Below are 17,053 nucleotides of genomic sequence, written 5' to 3' on the forward strand. Positions count from 1 at the left end.
GAGTGAATCCGAAGATACTTGTATGCGCCCGAGCTGTACTCAGCCCAGGCATATAAAAGTTTTACTTCGAGTAAAGCTCGACGATGAGCTGCTCTTGCAGTGGAACGTCGATCTGAGCACGCTCGGGCAGCTGGTGCACGAGGATACGCAGGTTAGCGGGAACAACCTGAAGCCACGCAGGAACAATTGCGTCGGTCAGGTAGTCCTGAGCCTCTTCGAACCACACCATCTTTTGCGACTTCTCACGAACGTCGATGATGTCGTACTGGGAGACGCGGAAGGAAGGAATATTTACCTTCTTGCCGTTGACCAAGAAGTGGCCGTGGGAGACCAGCTGGCGGGCTTGGCGGCGGGTGCGCGCTAGACCTGCACGGTAAACGACATTGTCGAGACGGGACTCGAGCAAAACAACCAAGTTCTCACCGGTTTTGCCGGGCAGGCGGTTAGCCTCGGCATAATAACGACGGAACTGCTTCTCGAGCACACCGTAGGTGTACTTGGCCTTCTGCTTCTCTTGGAGCTGGAGCAAGTACTCCGACTCCTTGATGCGGTTGCGGCCGGCCTGTCCTGGAGGATATGGACGGCGCTCGAATGCGCGGTCTCCGCCGACGAGGTCGACGCGGAGGCGGCGGGACTTACGGGTTACTGGGCCGGTATAACGTGCCATAGTAAGTTACCTTTTTCCTTTCCTTAAACGCGACGACGCTTGGGTGGGCGGCAGCCATTGAATGGCTGTGGGGTGACATCAGAGATTGACGTAACTTCCAGGCCAGCAGCCTGGAGGGAACGAATTGCGGTCTCGCGGCCGGAGCCCGGACCCTTCACAAAAACTTCAACCTTCTTCATGCCGTGCTCCATGGCCTTGCGGGCAGCATTCTCAGCAGCGAGCTGAGCGGCAAATGGAGTGGACTTGCGGGAACCCTTGAAACCAACGTGGCCAGAGGATGCCCAAGCGATCACAGCACCAGAGGGATCCGTAATGGACACAATGGTGTTATTGAAGGTGGACTTGATATAAGCGTGGCCTGCAGCCACATTCTTCTTTACGACGCGACGCCCAGAACGGCGTGCATTAGCGCGTGCTTTTGGAGGCATGGATTACTTCTTCTTTCCGGCGATGGTCTTCTTCGGACCCTTGCGCGTACGGGCGTTGGTCTTGGTGCGCTGGCCGCGAACAGGCAGCCCACGACGGTGGCGCAGACCCTGGTAGCAACCAATTTCGATCTTGCGACGAATATCTGCCTGGACCTGGCGGCGGAGGTCACCCTCGACCTTCCAGGTTCCCTCGATAACGTCACGCAGAGCAGCAATCTGCTCATCGCTCAAGTTGTCGGTACGTAGATCCGGGGAGACGCCGGTCTCCTCGAGCAACTGCTTAGCACGGGCGGGGCCAATGCCGTAAATATAGGTAAGTGCGACTTCCATACGCTTATTGCGTGGAAGATCTACACCAGCAAGACGTGCCATAGTGGCGGTACCTTTCCGGTTGTTGCGGTGGTTTTCTCCATGCTCGTCCCTGCCAATTAACCCCCTCACCCGGATCGGAAGCCGGGATGAGTAAGGCTTTGAAATAAAAGTGCAAGGCTTTAGCCACCGCGGCCAAAGGTGTGGATGAAAGTCTCACGCTAGAAGGAGCCTGGAGCTATTCCTTTAGGGAATAATGCCCAAAAAGCCCCTGCCACACGTGAAAATTCAGTGAAGCATGAAGGCGAATAGTTTATTTATAGCGGTAAACAATACGACCACGGGTCAGGTCATAGGGAGAAAGCTCCACTACTACCCGGTCCTCGGGAAGAATACGAATATAGTGCTGGCGCATCTTGCCACTAATATGAGCAAGAACCTTGTGTCCGTTATCGAGCTCAACACGGAACATAGCGTTAGGCAAAGGTTCAACAATGCGACCTTCAACCTCGATAGCGCCTTCCTTTTTAGCCATATCCTCTGCATTTCCCCAGCCTGTCGGCCGGTTCGTTTGATTACCACTGGAATAGCACAGACAAAACACATCTGCACCATCTGCCCATAGTACACATACCCTGGATATTTTCCTAACTGACAACGGCGTGTCACCACCACAACCCCGCTAAATATATCCAGAGATACCAAAAGAATACGCGGTTATGCTCACACCGTGAGAATAACCGCGTTCTAGATATTGGCAGTGAGCATTGGGGGGGATTCGTTCAGCCCCCACTACTTTCAGCCTAGTAAATGAAGACCGGGTCACCTACCTGTAAGTGATTCCAGAAGGCAATGGCGTCATCGCGGTAGAGGTGAATGCAGCCGTGCGACCAAAGATCAGGATCACCCTCGTGGAAGGCTTGGCCGTTATGGGTGAAGTAAATAGCATAAGGCATGGCGGCATTGTTGAAGACATAGGATACCTCGTCTAGTACCTTGCGGGTCACGCGCAGGTTGCCAGTTTGAGTTTCCCAGCCAGGGGCTCCAGCAGAAATGCGTACATTTCCGCCCTTTACATGTCCATCCTCCTGCAGCCATGCGCGCTCACGGGCGAGATCAACACATACCCGGGCGGTTTTGGGGCAGGGGCCATAGTCGAAAGTGCGCTCGCGCTCTTGGATAAGGCCTGGGAAAACGAAATTCACGGCACCATCGGTTGCGTTTTTAATACCTTCAGCAACCTGGGGATTGAATGTGGCATCTGCGTGACGATATATATTTTGGCGAGTCTGCCAAGCTCCCTCGCGCACGTTGCCGAGAATATCGGAGGAGCCGCCGACAAAGTCTTGGGCACCTGCTGCTGGGGTGGCGGCGAGGCCAAGAGCCATGGTAAAGGCTGCCGCAGCCGAGGCTACGCGGCGTTTCGTCGCCGACTTCTTATTCGTGTGCTGAGAAATCATAGCTACCACTATAACGGTCTGGAAAAGCGAAAGCGAAACTACTCACACTATAGTTGACGAATCCACCATCCCCGCCCCTGGTGAAGCGATCATGGGACTTAGAATATTGGATAATAACCGGGGGAATCGAGGGTCCGCCCCACCCTCATTCCTTATCTGCCTTAATAGCGGGGAGTGAGAATGCGTGGCCCCGCAGCAGTAGCTGCAACAGTATGCTCCCAGTGGGCTGCCCACGTGTCGTCTTCACTTACCACTGTCCAACCGTCATCAAGCACAATTGAATAAGGGCTACCCAGAGTTAACATTGGCTCAATGGCTAGTACCGACCCCTCTACGATCTCTGGGCCTCGCCCCGCCTTGCCTTCGTTGGGCAGCCACGGATCTTCGTGCATGGTGCGACCAATTCCGTGTCCGCCATAGTCAGCCACGATTCCGAAGGAATAACCCCACTTCTGCTCGGCCTTCCGCGTAGCTTTCTCTAGCGCATGTGAAATATCAGTGAGGCGACGACCCGGCACCATCATGGCTATACCCTGGTGGAGCACATACTCCGTGGCCTCATTAAGTGCCTGGATATCGGCGGCCAACTCACCAATGCCGAAGCTAATAGCGGAGTCTCCCACCCAGCCATCGAGTGTGGCGCCGCAGTCAATGGAGACGAGATCTCCTTCGTCCAAGCGCACGTCCGGATGCGGGATACCGTGCACGATCTCTTCGTTAACGGATGCGCAAATAGATGCCGGAAAACCTTCGTAACCCTTGAAAGTGGGAATCGCGCCGTTGCTGCGGATAATATCTTCGGCGATGCGATCGAGCTCCAGCGTACTCATGCCTACGCTCGCGGCGTCGCGCACGGCAGTCAGCGCCTTCCCCACGATTTCGCCAGCAGCCTGCATAGCATCTAATTCGGCTGGGGTTTTGGGTTTGATAATTGTGCGGCGTTTACGAAAGGCCATGAGTATTCCTTGGAAATAGTCGAAAGGATAAAAGACTGAGGCAGTTATACCTCATTGCCTGCTCCGTGTGGCAGGTACGGCCGCCAGGACTATACCGAGGCGGCGCGGCATGTACATAGCTATAAAGGCCGAAAGCAAGACCGTTCCTCCTTACCTCACTCGCATGAGCAGAGGCTAGTTGAGCTGGTCAAAGCTTTCGGCCTGGTACAAAGGGGACGATTAAGCGTTTTAGGAGCGAGCTTTTCTTAGCGCGTGTGCACTGTTTTAGCGACCGAGGGCCTGAAGCGTGGAAGAGCTGATATCTTCGATACTTCCCTCGGCGTTAATTTTGAGGATCTTCTCGCCGTAGTGCTCAATAAGTGGCGCGGTTTCCTCGCGGTAGACCCCAAGCCTCGTGCGAATTGTTTTCTCATTATCGTCGGCACGGCCACGAGCGAGCATACGCTCAACAACGATATCCTCAGCAACATCTAACTGCACCACTGCATCAAGCTGATGGCCCTGCTTCTCGAGCATGGTATCTAAAAGATCGGCCTGCTCGACGGTGCGTGGGAATCCGTCGAGGAGGAATCCCTGTGCTGCGTCCTTCTCGTTCAGGCGAGATTCCACCATGCGCGCAGTGAGATCGGTAGGCACCAATTTGCCTGCATCGATATACTGCTTTGCTTCTATTCCGAGTGGAGTTTCTTCGCCGATATTGGCGCGGAACAGATCACCAGTAGAGATATGCGGCACACCCAGCTTTTCGGTGAGGATAGCTGCTTGCGTGCCCTTGCCTGCCCCAGGAGGGCCGAGGAGAACAATACGCATTATTTCAGGAGTCCTTCGTAATTGCTTTGCAGCAGTTGAGATTCAATCTGTTTGACGGTTGTCAGGGCGACCGAAACCATAATGAGGATCGCGGTGCCACCGAAAGGTGTTGAGCCCGATTGAGAGCTCACCCCGAACTCGAGCATGAGGTTTGGCAATACAGCGATGAAGCCAAGGTAGAGAGAGCCCACGAAAAGCAGGCGGTTCATCACATAGGACAGGTAGTCTGCAGTTGGCTTGCCGGGACGGATACCAGGGATAAAGCCGCCGTATTTTTTCATATTGTCAGCTTGGTCGTTCGGATCGTACTGAACCGAGACATAGAAATAGCTGAAGAAAATAATGAGGGAGAAGTACAGCACGATATACTGCCATGACGATGGCGTTTGCAGGTACTGAATGACATTGCGCTGCCACCAGTTATCGGGAACCTCAAAGGTATTGGAGTTCACGATCTGGGTAATGAGCACGGGCATATAAATCAGCGACGATGCGAAGATGACCGGGATCACGCCACCCTGGTTGACCTTGAGCGGCAGATAGGTGGACGAACCACCATACTGACGGCGTCCCACCATACGCTTGGCGTACTGGACGGGGATGCGGCGCTGCCCTTGCTCAACGAAGACCACGCCAACGACCAAGATGATGACTGCGAAGACAACAAGGCCGAAAACGAGTTGCCCTGAGCTGGCGAGAATATTAGCACCATCGGAAGGGAGACGGGTGGCAATACCGGCAAAGATAAGCAGCGACATGCCGTTGCCAACGCCGCGCTCAGTGATCAACTCGCCAAGCCACATCACAAGAATGGCACCAGCAGACATTGTGGTAACCAAAATGATGAGGGTGAAGATATTGCGGTCTTCTTGGAGGACTCGAATACCTGAGCCTAGGAGTTGCTCGCGGTCTGCGAGTGCGACAATACCCGCGGACTGCAGCAGCGCCAGCGCCAAAGTGAGGTAACGGGTGTATTGGTCCATCTTAGCCTGACCCGACTGCCCCTCCTTCTTCAGCTCCTCGAAGCGTGGAATGACTACGGTAAGCAGCTGGACAATAATCGACGCCGTAATATAGGGCATGACACCAATGGCGAAGATCGATAGCTGCAGGAGCGCGCCACCGGAGAAAAGGTTAATCAGGGAATAAACACTCGATGAGTCGGAGGTTAATTCCCTAATGCGCCCCGATATTGAGGCGTAATCTACACCTGGCGATGGAATTTGGGCTCCCACGCGGTAGAGAATAATCAATGCAAGTGAGATGAGGATTTTCTTACGAAGATCCGCATCCTTAAATGCCTGGATAATGGCGGACACTCAGGCCTCCCAGGTATTCGCCGCCGCTAAATATACTCAAAAAATCATCCACTCTTTTTGGCCATAGTCCGTCGATGGAGGCGGTACATGGATCAAACATCAGTGGAGACTTTTCAAGCGATATAGCAGCGCTAAATACTTCGTGCTCGTTGATTAATCTCCCGCGCTTATAGCTTATGACTCTCCTAGCGGCAAACGCTCAAAAGTCGGTGCACTAAGTGCGCGGAAGAAAATGGACAATGTTTGACTTTTGTACTCTACCACCATCTAAAGCCAGCGGCATACTACACTACTCCCCTCATCCCCCTAACGGGAGCAAAGGCAGGGGGTAAACCTCGTTGATCGCCACCGGAAGAACTACTGATCACTCCCGTCTCGACAGTCACACTGAGGTCGCGCCGCTGCCCTTTGGTAGATCCTTATTGGATATGGTCAACATAGCCATCGGGGCCCGCATTAAGCCAGGCATAACCGAGGCCCATGAAAACACCACCGCCGATGAGGTTGCCGATCCAGGCAAATAGCCAGTTCTGGCCTATCTGTGCGGAGGTGAATAGTTCTGGCAGCGGAGAAGATGCAAAGCCAACAATACTCGTCAGCGAGAAGTTTGCAATAACGTGCTCGGTCCCCAGGCCCACAAAGATGGCGATGACAAAGAGAAGCATGCAGAATTTAGCAAGATAGTCTTTCAGCAGCAATGCGCCAATAATGCCCATATTGACCACGAAATTGGCCACAATGCCTTCGATGATCCAACCGACGGGGTCTTTATCTAATTTATGGGAGAGTATCTCCGCCGCTAGATGGGTATCAGTCATATGAGCGAATACATGCGAACGGGAAAGGAGGAATCCCACGATGAGGGCCCCGATAAGGTTGAAGACGGTGCTGAGGACCAAAATGATGGTGGCGTTCTTCGCGGAAATCACGCGGCGGTAGAGCCCAAAACACATATACATCATATTGGAGGTCGTCAGTTCCGCCCCCAATAAAATGATTGCCGCCAGGCCCACAAAGAACAGCATGGCAAAGACTGGTCCACCGAGGCCTGGGGCTAGGGCTTCGACCTTATCCCCCATATGGGCCGCAAAGGCAGTACCGAGGGTGAGATAGACTCCGGCGAGAATGGCGCGAACGGCCAAGCGGGCTGGTGAGTGATTGAGAAGGAGCACTTTTTTTGCTACCGATTTGTCGATCACATCATTGAGCGTCATCCCGTAATCCTTTCACGTCCACGAACTCAGTGAATTCGTGTTTTCTTTAGCGTCAGTACGACCTTGTCGCTCAATTAACGCACGGACGTTAAGAACGATTGACGGCGCACACTAGCTCCTAACTCTAAGTCACCAGGCCCAAAAAGGCAGAAGGGAACCGCCGTGAAAAAAGTCATATAGTCAGCCTTACCCGCCCTGGGATCTTAGGCCAAAACTCTCAGCAGCATGTGCACTTGAAGAAATCATGGGCTGTGGGCCCTTACGGGAGATGAAGAAGGAGAGCTATAGGCACAGAAAACCCCTCCCTCTATGCCACAACAGGATAGAGAGAGGGGTGATCTCTTAAGCGTTAAAACTATAAGGCCGAATTATGCCCCATTTATGCTTCGGAGACAGATCCACCAGCTGCTTCGATTTTCTCAACAGCAGACTTGGAGAATTTCTGTGCCTCAATGGTGACCTTGACGGTCAGCTCGCCCTCACCAAGCACCTTTACGGGCTTATTAGCGCGCACGAGACCAGCGGCTACCAAATCGGCAACCTTAATATCTCCGCCTTCTGGGAAGTGCTCCTGCAGATCAGCAACGTTGACTACCTGGTAGATAACCTTGTTGTTGTTCTTAAAGCCCTTCAACTTAGGAAGGCGCATGTGGATTGGCATTTGACCACCCTCGAAGCCAGCCGAAACTTGCTTACGAGCCTTGGTACCTTTGGTACCGCGACCGGCGGTCTTACCTTTGGAGGCTTCACCGCGGCCGAGCCGGGTCTTTGCCTTGTGTGCACCCTTAGATGGGCGCAGGTCGTGAAGCTTAATTACTTCGCTCATTGTTTACTCCCCTGCCACTTCTTCGACAGTGACCATGTGGCGTACGGTCTGAACCATACCGCGCACGGCACCATTGTCTGGGCGGACGACGGAGTGGCCGATGCGCTTGAGGCCCAAAGCGGCGATATTTTTACGCTGCTTAGGGTTGGCACCCACCAGTCCCTTGTTCTGGGTAATCTTCAGGGCCATGATTTAAGCCTCCTGTCCCGCGCGCTGGCGCAGCATACGAGCTGGTGCGACCTCTTCGAGGGTCTTACCGCGGCGAGCGGCTACCTCTTCGGGACGAACCAGTTGCTTCAAGCCGTCAACGGTAGCGTGCACCACGTTGATAGCGTTGTCGGAGCCTAAGGACTTGCAGAGAATGTCCTGGATGCCCGCGCACTCAAGCACTGGGCGAGCAGCGCCACCAGCGATCACACCAGTACCAGGAGCAGCGGGGCGCATCATAACGACGCCTGCAGCTGCTTCACCCTGGACTGGGTGGGTGATGGTGCCGGCAACCATAGGTACGCGGAAGAAGGACTTACGTGCTTCTTCTGCACCCTTTTGGATGGCTGCTGGGACTTCCTTGGCCTTGCCGTAGCCTACGCCAACCATGCCCTTACCGTCGCCCACGATTACAAGTGCGGTGAAGCTGAAGCGACGACCACCCTTGACAACCTTGGACACGCGGTTGATGGTAACTACGCGCTCAATATATTGCGAGCGCTCATCTTGCTGGTTACGACGATCGTCGCGGCGTCCACCGCGGCGCTCATTCTTATTTTCATCGGCGGAGCGTCCGCCTTCACGCCGTTCACGTCCGGACATTTAGGCGTTCCTTCCGTTGTTGTTATTAGAGATGATCATTAGAACTTCAGACCACCTTCACGAGCTGCGTCGGCCAGTGCAGCAACACGGCCGTGGTACTTATAGCCGGCACGGTCGAAGACGACCTTTTCAATGCCAGCTGCCTTGGCGCGCTCAGCGATCAGCTGACCGACCTTGGCTGCCTTAGCCTTCTTATCGCCCTCAACTGCGGCTGCTTGCTCCAAGGAGGAAGCGGCTGCCAAGGTGTGTCCCTTGAGGTCATCGATCACCTGGACGTGCATGTGGCGAGAAGTGCGGTGAACAACAAGGCGTGGAGCCTCAGCGGTGCCACGCAGGTTCTTACGGATACGGTAGTGGCGGCGTGCGCGGGCGATGCGACGGCGGGTGGAAATATCCTTACCTACCGGCAAACGCTTTCCGTTGTTATTTTCGGTTGTGCTCATGCTTTACTTACCCGTCTTTCCGACCTTGCGACGGATCTGCTCGCCTTCATAACGAATACCCTTGCCCTTATAAGGATCATCCTTACGCAGGCGACGGATAATGGCGGCGACCTGTCCAACCTTCTGCTTGTCGATACCGGAGACGGACAGCTTAGTGTTTCCATCAACGGCGAAAGTGATTCCCTCCGGTGCTTCGATCAACACTGGGTGGGAGTAGCCGAGAGCGAACTCAAGGTTCTTGCCCTTAGCCTGTACACGGTAGCCCACACCGAAGATTTCCATCTTGATGGTGTAGCCCTCGGTGACGCCAACCACGAGGTTGTTCACCAAAGAGCGGGACAGACCGTGGAGTGAACGGTTCTTGCGGCTATCATCTGGGCGGCTCACAACAATGTGGCCATCCTCCAGCTGCGCCTTGATCGGCTCAACGATGGTGTGAGACAAGGTGCCCTTAGGGCCCTTAACCTCTACAAACTGGCCGTCGATCTTAACATCGACGCCGGCAGGAACAGCGATGGGTGCCTTACCAACACGTGACATATTCTCGCTCCTCCCTTACCAGACGTAGGCGAGAACTTCTCCGCCTACACCCTTCTCGTGAGCCTGACGGTCAGTCAGCAGACCCTGGGACGTGGATATGATAGCCACGCCGAGGCCGCCAAGAACCTTAGGCAGATTGGTGGACTTTGCGTAAACGCGCAGACCTGGCTTTGATACGCGGCGCAGTCCAGAAATGGAACGCTCGCGGCTTTGGCTGTACTTCAGTTCGAGAGTCAAGGTCTTACCAACCTTGGCATCGTCGACGGTGTAATCAGCAATATAGCCTTCTGACTTCAAGATCTCAGCAATATTTGCCTTGAGCTTGGAGGAAGGCATCGACACGGTGTCGTGGTGTGCGTGGTTAGCGTTACGCACGCGCGACAGCATGTCGGCAATAGGATCAGTCATGGTCATAGATAGAGACCCTTATAGCCTTTCTCGTTGCGGTTCCACGCCACCTTCATCACGTTACCGCACGCTTTTGGCCACTCTCGCCGCCCTCACTCAATAGTGGGGAAGCTCGCTGCTCTTTGGTTGCGGTCGCACAAGGCGGGGGGCCTACAACAATGTAGGTTGAAAAATTGTCTTGGGGAGCTTTTGATGACCACACAGATTATCCAGAAAATAACCTGCTCGGTGCATAAAAGTCCAAGCGATAACGCTACACGTTTATACCCCCACATGCAACAAGAGGCACAAGCCCCCCATCGCCCTCGCTTATCGACGCCTCTGCGCACATCTTAACGTCTCGCCCGCTACTGCCCTCATCCCCGGCCTTTATCCCCGGCGGCTCTGCGGAAGGCCTATACGGGCTGGTGTAGCCCGTAGGTTAAGAAAACGTAAATGATACGGAATTCCACCGATTGTCTCAGCAGACAATCTTCATACAAGGCTTTCACCGGTAGGCTATTCGGCTCTTGCACCTCGTGACTGGTGTGCGCTCTTGCTCCCAACTTCCCCGTTGATATCTCAAGTTAGGTAAACCTATCCCAGCCCGCGTATGGTGAGCATCAACCACGATATATATTCACGCCCTACTCGGCTGCAACTGCCATTAGGTATCTCTACCCTAGCTGCCCTCGTTCACACAGGGCGTGTACTCAACAGTTGCGAGGCGATGATCATATGACTGGTGTGAATTAAAACAGTAGAAAGGACATATGTCTTGAGCGCATTTCGTATCAGCCGTCTAGTGGCCATGATCAGCCTGAGCAGTCTGCTGCCAGTATTCCCAGTAGCCACTGCCGCGGCGGCACCCGCTCTCATGGATTCTCTCCGCTGGGGCATCCGCTCGTCTTTTAACTCCTACACCAACGGACCTACCTTCGTCCACGGTGGGGCGACCCAGCCTGACCCGGGAAACTATACTTTCACCTTTCCGCTCAAGGACTATAGTTTCGATGCCACTCGCGAGCATACAGAAGCTCAATTCGAAGGCGAGGTTGCTTACCGGAAATACTGCAATGGCCAAGACGGTAGCGACCTCAATGTGTACTGCGATCTGGATCTGTCAATCAAGGATCCTAAAGTTGTAATAGATAAGGAAGGCTCTTATCTTTATGCCACCGTCTCTTCACGCCAGTATCTAAAGAATGAGGTTTACTCCCCCAATGAACCCGTAGCCATTGGAAAGCTCGCGACCACTGGAGGTATCTTCGCAGCCAACAAGGCTGAGGGAACTATTTCCTGGGAAGATATTCCCGTCTCCCTTACGGCAGAGGGCGTTAAGACTTTCTCGAATTTCTACCGTGAAGGGGGCTCCCTCGATGCGATTTCCTTCAGTACTCATGGCGAGGGTCAGCGTCTATCCAGCGATCGGTCGAATCTGCGAGCCGAAAGCGGTGAGTGGATATCGCCGAAAGATTATGATTCCGCCCGCCATAATCTTTACCAGCACGGCAACAAAGCACTCGTGGCGGTGACGGGCGAAGGTCTCCACATAGTAGACCCGCAGCTTGGCGATAGGGCTCAATTTGCTGCCCCTCTTGCTACCAATGGAGTCAATGCATTCGATGCGGACCATGGCTATTTTTACTACACCAAGTGGGACCCACATACCCACGATGGATACCGCCAAGGCTTTAGCTCTGACTTATTCCGAGTGAAAGTCACCGCTACCGGCTTCGGCCAAGAGGAACGGCTCGGTAGCACCAACAATCCTATTTTCGCCCTCGCCGTCCACCACCAGACTGGGCGTATCGTAGCAATCAGCGTGGCAGAGAAGCCCCAGTCTTTTGATATTCCAGTAGATGAGCGCACGGCCGAACTGTATATCGTCGATCCTGTCACGGGCACCCTCTCTGCTCCCCTCACCCTACCCAACACTTCAACACTTCTGGGAGCAGCGGTTACTGATGAGACCACGGCCTATGCTCCCACTTTCTTTGCGGGGTTCACGGCCCCGCGCCTGCTCAGCATGGACGATGGTTCTTTTATTTACCACAGCTTGGCTGCCCCTCGGCTGAAAGATTCTGATCGAACTTTGCGCAATATCCTGGTGCATATCAATCCAGATGATCCAGCCCACCTAGCCGAGTATCTCCCTGCTTCCACGAGCTATCAGGGCACCCAGGTCCTCGAGGGCATCGCCACTGATGGTGAGAGGATCATTCGGTGGGATAAGAATGACGATGCTCAATATTCTCTCGCGGAGAGTTTGCGCTACCAATCGGGCCGGCTCACCCAAGTACGCAGTCCACAACCAGTAGATTCCGTCGTCGGAATTTCTGGCGCCACCTTCGATAGCCACGGACACCTCGTTGTAGTCGACGGCGTTCATTCGAAGCTCGTCTGGATCAATCCCGATACCTTGGAACGCCTTGAGCAAGAAGGCGACTCCCCGCGAGATTTCAGCATTCGCGATGGCAACGGATTATTCGAGGTCTACCAAGATAACCTGCTCGCACTTTCCGACGGCAGCTTCTTTATCCCCACCTACCGGAAGGGTATCGACGAAAAGTACCAACTCATTCGCCTGCGCGATGAATCCCGCGAGCCCTTGAGCGCCGAAACGGCAGAAGAAAAGGCACTTAATAAGCTCAAAGAGCAGCAACGCATCTCCCTACGTATCGCGCAGAGCACAGAAGAAGAGGTGCGTAATCTGCAGCGGGCCCATATCCAGGCGTTGAAAAATAAGAATGAGGTAGAGGCTAGAAATGTAGCCGCCCGACTCGAACTGGCGATCAATAGCTATAACGAAGCTAAAAAAGCCTACGAGGAAATTTTTGGCCGCCCCTATACCCCACAGTTCCCCGACATGCCGAGTATCCCTGACAACCCCACCCCGCTACCACATCCAGATGATCAAGATTCGTCTGGTTTAAGCGGCGGCGCTATCGCTGGAATCGTTATTGGCGTTCTTGCGATCATCGCGGCAATTATTGGGGTGGCGCAGCACCTAGGATTACTCGCGAGGTTTTTCTAGGTTTTTGGTGGAAAATTGAAACTCTCTCCCAACGGGCCTCTGGTTTTCATATAACCTAGGGTTGGTGTGGGGTCACCCATTCTCACCGGCCTTAACCCCCTAAAGGAGTGGAGGCCCGTGGCGAATAAGCAAAGAATGAGCTCTGGAAGCGCGATCAGCACACCTTCACCAATCTCATACAGCCGTTTTCCACAGGCCCGGGTCCATGCAATCGCTAGCCAAGGATCTCTACGCCTAACCTAGGGGGCCTTCTGACACGCCTGAAGTCAGCCTTCTGGCTAGAGTTCGAAGGCCGTCCCCCTCGCAGTTCTCGCATATCTTAATCATGCACTCGATGAATGTTAAAGGGGGATCCCTAGGGGACAGGCAGGAAGCGCCACCTTACCGCTACTTCTAGGGTTCCATCTCATAGCGACTTAAACTCACGTCACTTGGTGTGAACCCAGATTGGTTGAATCCTTCACCCACGCTGAGCAGGCACAGTGTTAAGACCACGTGCAATGTGCGTTCCTGTTCCCTGGTGAGGGTTGAGCCTCAACGGATTCATTGCGACAGTGCTACGACGAGAGCCCACCTGAAAGCAATCTGGATAGTTCAGCATTCGCATTCAGAAGTTGAATGATGGTCTCGGTTTCTCACAGACCCCAGCCCTGTACACCCTCAACCCATGAGGCCGCTTAGATAACCTCCTAAAATTCCAGGGAGTAGGTATAACGTGTCCGTGCGTGATGCACTTCCCTGAACCTAGATTCGGTGTTATGATTGCCCTAGCTCATCAACCATGCGTTGAAGGAGTATCTGGAGCCGTTCACTATGTGGGCGGCTCTTGCTGTTGCCAAAAAGTATCACATTCCTTTTTAAGCTTCCGACGGCGATGCTCGTGATCGATATAGTATGCAGTAACAAGCAAGGCGTATCGTTCACGCTGTTCTATCACAACGATATAGTCAAACTCTGGCCTGGTGATCACGTAGCGCGGTTGCGAAGATCTCTTGCGGTCAATCCACCAACGAATGTCTGTTTCCTTGGGGAATTCGATATTGAAGATTTCAACGAGAAGTCGGATCCAGCGAATCCGAATGCAGCGATGGGGTTCTATTCTTCGTGAGGCTTCTGATCCTGACCCGCCAGAGATAATATGCCAAAAAATTGCATGACGTCCATCAACCTCGGGGTGCCTGCGGAGACTGACGCTTAGGCCATCTCTTTTCCAAGGAAGCGGACGATCAACTAGATCTGCAAGGAATATTTGGTACAGATTCTCGATATATTCATCGAGGGCCATAGATCGTTGATCGAAAGCTGGTCCCGTATGGAAGGGTCGGTGCGGACTCATTTGTGAGCTCGCCACCGATAGATATTCATTTTCGTTTCCGAGGGCAGCGTGCTCTGAATCAGATTAATCCCTGAGCGTTCCCTGATTCTTTCAATCAGATACATTTTAGCTTCACTCGCCGTATCCCCTCGATTTGCGTAATTGATAGCGCCGATTAGTAGATCAGCAAGCTGTAGTAGACCGACTTGGTACGATTCCACAATTTGCATTCGGCGGATATTGCTCCTGCTGAAGTCGTACTCCGCGTTGATGAGTGATTGAGACAGGCGATCGATTTTGTCTTGACCGTTGGTATCTTTTTTATCGAAGTAGACGAATGCCTCGTCGTGGGCGGGGATTGCGTTGCGGATGAGATTAAACATCATGGTGTAATACCAATCGTCGTGCGTCTGACCAAAGCGCGCGTGATCGAGACCGCGCTTGGACGCCACAACGGCTCGAAAGCTCAGGTCATCATCATCAAAGAAGTAGTCAATAATATCGCGGTAGAACCCGAGTTTCGATGGGGAAACCTTCGTCCACTTAAGCTCGAGCGTACCCGGGATCTGGTGCTTAGCTCGGATCTCTCGAAGTCTTACTGCCACCTCGCGCGATCGTGCTGCAGGACAAATTATTGCACCTAAGACCATGTACGGCTGACCATCATTGGGTAAGTGCGTACTCTCATCGCAGTAAATATTTAGTGCAGGCACGACTAACTCCCTCGAGTGGACATTATAAGCAGTTAAGCACAGGCCTGCCTTTTCGGAGCGGCAAGCTCGGCGAGTGTATCGCTAATTAAATATACCGAAGCCTGCTGTGGAGATCTGTGAAGTACCCCCGTGCACATAGAGGCTCCCGTGAAGAACCATAAAGGGGAGTCAGGGATCGTGACTCTCAAACCTTTGAAATATATGCGCACACTAAAGTTTGCGGTCACGGTGATAAAACTTGACCTCTACAACGATGAAGGCTTCCATGTATATCTTTCTGGACTCGGTTGGTCCCTTACATTGCCGACGGTGACAACGAACAACCTTTGAGGTCTCTAACTAGTCGGGCAAGCACTTCGACCTCAAAGTTATGGAGATAAAGGCTCCCGCTCGCCCCGCGGTATATGATTCCCTAAGCCCGCCCCGCCACAGGTTTGAATACTGGATAAAAGCTCGCCACCTTACGATCGATGGAACTCTTACCGGATAGGGACCAGGAGAAAACGGGAGCTGACACGAGCTTCCTGCGAACTCCCCTTCGTATCGCAGAAAAATGGGCCCAGACTAAGTAACTCTTCGCTACTAGGCGATGCCAGCCAGGCACTTAAAAGACGCCGCTTATTTGTCCTCTGGTGTAATCAAGACTCGAAGAGTAGTGCCGAGTCCTGGAAGGTTCTTCCCATCGCAATGTCGCCAAACCGTCAAACTGGCAGAGTCGAACTTCACACTTCTATTGAATGCACGCCTGAGATAAAGTTGATTCATAATGACGTTGGGGCAGATACAGTTTAGAAATATCTAAAGATGGCCCTTACCTACTCGTTCGCTTTTTACAAACCTAGGCGTAGAGATCTTGAGAAGTGCGCTAAGAGGCACTTCTCTCGTGAAGTCTCTGAGCTGGGCAAACAGAAATATCTAGATATTTTCAACAATGTTTAAGGAGATAAAATTGGCTCGCGTGAAAGTGGGGTGTAAACTCCCTGCTAGGTGCCCACAAAAAATGGGCGGAGTTGCAATCCACCTGTCGCTATGAAGCGAATTGAAACAGGAAAGTTCTAAAACTTCCTGGGTTACAATCTTTTGTTGCAATCCACCTGTCGCTATGAAGCGAATTGAAACTTTATCCTTTGTGGGTGTGGGGTGTATTCGTTAGGTTCTGTTGCAATCCACCTGTCGCTATGAAGCGAATTGAAACAAACCAACAATGACACAGTGCACTGCCGCTTTCCCGGTCGCAATCCACCTGTCACTATGAAGCGAATTGAAACTTTGGTATCACGTATGTATGAAAGTCGTGATATAACCTGTTGCAATCCACCTGTTGCTACGAAGCAAGGTAAGGTCTTGCGCAGCAGACGGAATTTATATCTCTGACAAAATGGTCGGGCATCGGATCAAATTCCCCTATCCCCTTTTCAGTTAGACATCTCTCTGAATACCGAACTCTCCGTTCAAGTCCCGCGATTCTTCTATTCACTTTTATCAGCACACCTTTGTCGCTGAGAGGGAGCCAAGCTCTACTTCTTCCCTCTCCCATTGCTCCGCTCCTATCAGTCCGCCCCGGGGCCCACGCGAGTTTAAAGAGGACCGCGTACGCGGACTAACGGAGTTTTAGCAACACTCCCTGCATTAGTGCAGCCCTCCCGCATTCCGCATTAGTTCCCCGCCCGCTCTCGTACAAAACTTATGGGTACTCGTTTCCTGGACACGACCTGCGATCAGGCAATATTAGGTAAGCCTAATCCCTGTGCTATTTTGGTAGAAATATCCAATACCGCCTAGTCTCGTTTTTCCCTGTTCCCGAAAGGCAAGCAACTCA

18 protein-coding genes and 1 CRISPR repeat array are annotated in these 17,053 nt (G+C 53.0%); of the genes, 1 reads left to right on the plus strand and 17 read right to left on the minus strand.

The annotated features are described in order from the left end of the window. Nucleotides 1-61 precede the first annotated feature (61 nt). From rpsD to rpsH, 15 genes are all read right to left on the minus strand, one after another. Nucleotides 62-667 carry a 30S ribosomal protein S4 gene (rpsD, locus tag NXT01_RS03170; RefSeq protein ID WP_259077303.1) on the minus strand — a complete coding sequence of 202 codons (606 nt, stop codon included), beginning with the start codon at nt 665-667 and terminating at the stop codon, nt 62-64. A 23-nt stretch (nt 668-690) separates the two neighbouring features. Next, the gene (rpsK, locus tag NXT01_RS03175; protein ID WP_259077304.1) at nt 691-1,095 is read right to left on the minus strand and encodes a 30S ribosomal protein S11; all 405 of its coding nucleotides are present in this window, start codon (nt 1,093-1,095) and stop codon (nt 691-693) included. Between the two features lie 3 nt (nt 1,096-1,098). Then, nucleotides 1,099-1,467: a 30S ribosomal protein S13 gene (gene rpsM / locus NXT01_RS03180; protein WP_259077305.1), complete on the minus strand. Its 369-nt coding sequence runs from the start codon at nt 1,465-1,467 to the stop codon at nt 1,099-1,101. Nucleotides 1,468-1,717: 250 nt separating this feature from the next. Beyond that, the gene (gene infA / locus NXT01_RS03185) at nt 1,718-1,939 is read right to left on the minus strand and encodes a translation initiation factor IF-1 (RefSeq protein ID WP_005519800.1); all 222 of its coding nucleotides are present in this window, start codon (nt 1,937-1,939) and stop codon (nt 1,718-1,720) included. A gap of 268 nt (nt 1,940-2,207) precedes the next feature. Next, nucleotides 2,208-2,864, minus strand: a complete 657-nt coding sequence (locus tag NXT01_RS03190; protein WP_259077306.1) for a L,D-transpeptidase — start codon at nt 2,862-2,864, stop codon at nt 2,208-2,210. Nucleotides 2,865-3,025: 161 nt separating this feature from the next. Next, nucleotides 3,026-3,820, minus strand: a complete 795-nt coding sequence (map, locus tag NXT01_RS03195; protein WP_259077307.1) for a type I methionyl aminopeptidase — start codon at nt 3,818-3,820, stop codon at nt 3,026-3,028. 264 nt (nt 3,821-4,084) lie between these two features. Further along, a complete protein-coding gene (locus NXT01_RS03200) occupies nt 4,085-4,630 on the minus strand; it encodes an adenylate kinase (protein ID WP_259077308.1) in 546 nt (181 codons plus the stop codon). After that, a complete protein-coding gene (secY, locus tag NXT01_RS03205; protein WP_259077310.1) occupies nt 4,630-5,949 on the minus strand; it encodes a preprotein translocase subunit SecY in 1,320 nt (439 codons plus the stop codon). Before secY ends, NXT01_RS03200 begins: the two co-directional genes overlap by 1 nt. Before the next feature lie 419 nt (nt 5,950-6,368). Further along, the gene (locus NXT01_RS03210; protein WP_259077311.1) at nt 6,369-7,163 is read right to left on the minus strand and encodes a formate/nitrite transporter family protein; all 795 of its coding nucleotides are present in this window, start codon (nt 7,161-7,163) and stop codon (nt 6,369-6,371) included. Between the two features lie 379 nt (nt 7,164-7,542). Next, the gene (gene rplO, locus NXT01_RS03215; RefSeq protein ID WP_259077312.1) at nt 7,543-7,989 is read right to left on the minus strand and encodes a 50S ribosomal protein L15; all 447 of its coding nucleotides are present in this window, start codon (nt 7,987-7,989) and stop codon (nt 7,543-7,545) included. Nucleotides 7,990-7,992: 3 nt separating this feature from the next. Continuing rightward, complete coding sequence (gene rpmD, locus NXT01_RS03220) at nt 7,993-8,178, minus strand: 50S ribosomal protein L30 (RefSeq protein WP_259077313.1); 186 nt, start codon at nt 8,176-8,178, stop codon at nt 7,993-7,995. Nucleotides 8,179-8,181: 3 nt separating this feature from the next. Then, nucleotides 8,182-8,799, minus strand: coding sequence for a 30S ribosomal protein S5 (gene rpsE, locus NXT01_RS03225; RefSeq protein WP_259077314.1), 618 nt, complete (start codon nt 8,797-8,799; stop codon nt 8,182-8,184). A 38-nt stretch (nt 8,800-8,837) separates the two neighbouring features. Continuing rightward, complete coding sequence (rplR, locus tag NXT01_RS03230; RefSeq protein WP_259077315.1) at nt 8,838-9,242, minus strand: 50S ribosomal protein L18; 405 nt, start codon at nt 9,240-9,242, stop codon at nt 8,838-8,840. Between the two features lie 3 nt (nt 9,243-9,245). Further along, entirely contained in the window at nt 9,246-9,782 is a 537-nt protein-coding gene (gene rplF, locus NXT01_RS03235; protein ID WP_259077317.1) for a 50S ribosomal protein L6, read from the minus strand. Between the two features lie 15 nt (nt 9,783-9,797). Next, a complete protein-coding gene (rpsH, locus tag NXT01_RS03240; protein ID WP_259077320.1) occupies nt 9,798-10,196 on the minus strand; it encodes a 30S ribosomal protein S8 in 399 nt (132 codons plus the stop codon). Between the two features lie 751 nt (nt 10,197-10,947). Between rpsH and NXT01_RS03245 the strand changes: the two genes are divergently transcribed. Then, nucleotides 10,948-13,206, plus strand: a complete 2,259-nt coding sequence (locus NXT01_RS03245) for an HtaA domain-containing protein (RefSeq protein ID WP_259077321.1) — start codon at nt 10,948-10,950, stop codon at nt 13,204-13,206. Between the two features lie 811 nt (nt 13,207-14,017). On the opposite strand, the gene NXT01_RS03250 is transcribed toward NXT01_RS03245, so the two are convergent. After that, nucleotides 14,018-14,542, minus strand: a complete 525-nt coding sequence (locus NXT01_RS03250) for a hypothetical protein (protein WP_259077322.1) — start codon at nt 14,540-14,542, stop codon at nt 14,018-14,020. Then, complete coding sequence (locus tag NXT01_RS03255) at nt 14,539-15,234, minus strand: DUF3800 domain-containing protein (protein WP_259077324.1); 696 nt, start codon at nt 15,232-15,234, stop codon at nt 14,539-14,541. The genes NXT01_RS03250 and NXT01_RS03255 overlap by 4 nt, the downstream gene beginning before the upstream one ends. 1,009 nt (nt 15,235-16,243) lie before the next feature. Next, nucleotides 16,244-16,577: a CRISPR direct-repeat array (repeat unit 37 nt; unit sequence GTTGCAATCCACCTGTCGCTATGAAGCGAATTGAAAC). Nucleotides 16,578-17,053 lie beyond the last annotated feature (476 nt).

This window comes from Corynebacterium sp. ES2775-CONJ (assembly GCF_024814515.1).
GTDB lineage: Bacteria > Actinomycetota > Actinomycetes > Mycobacteriales > Mycobacteriaceae > Corynebacterium.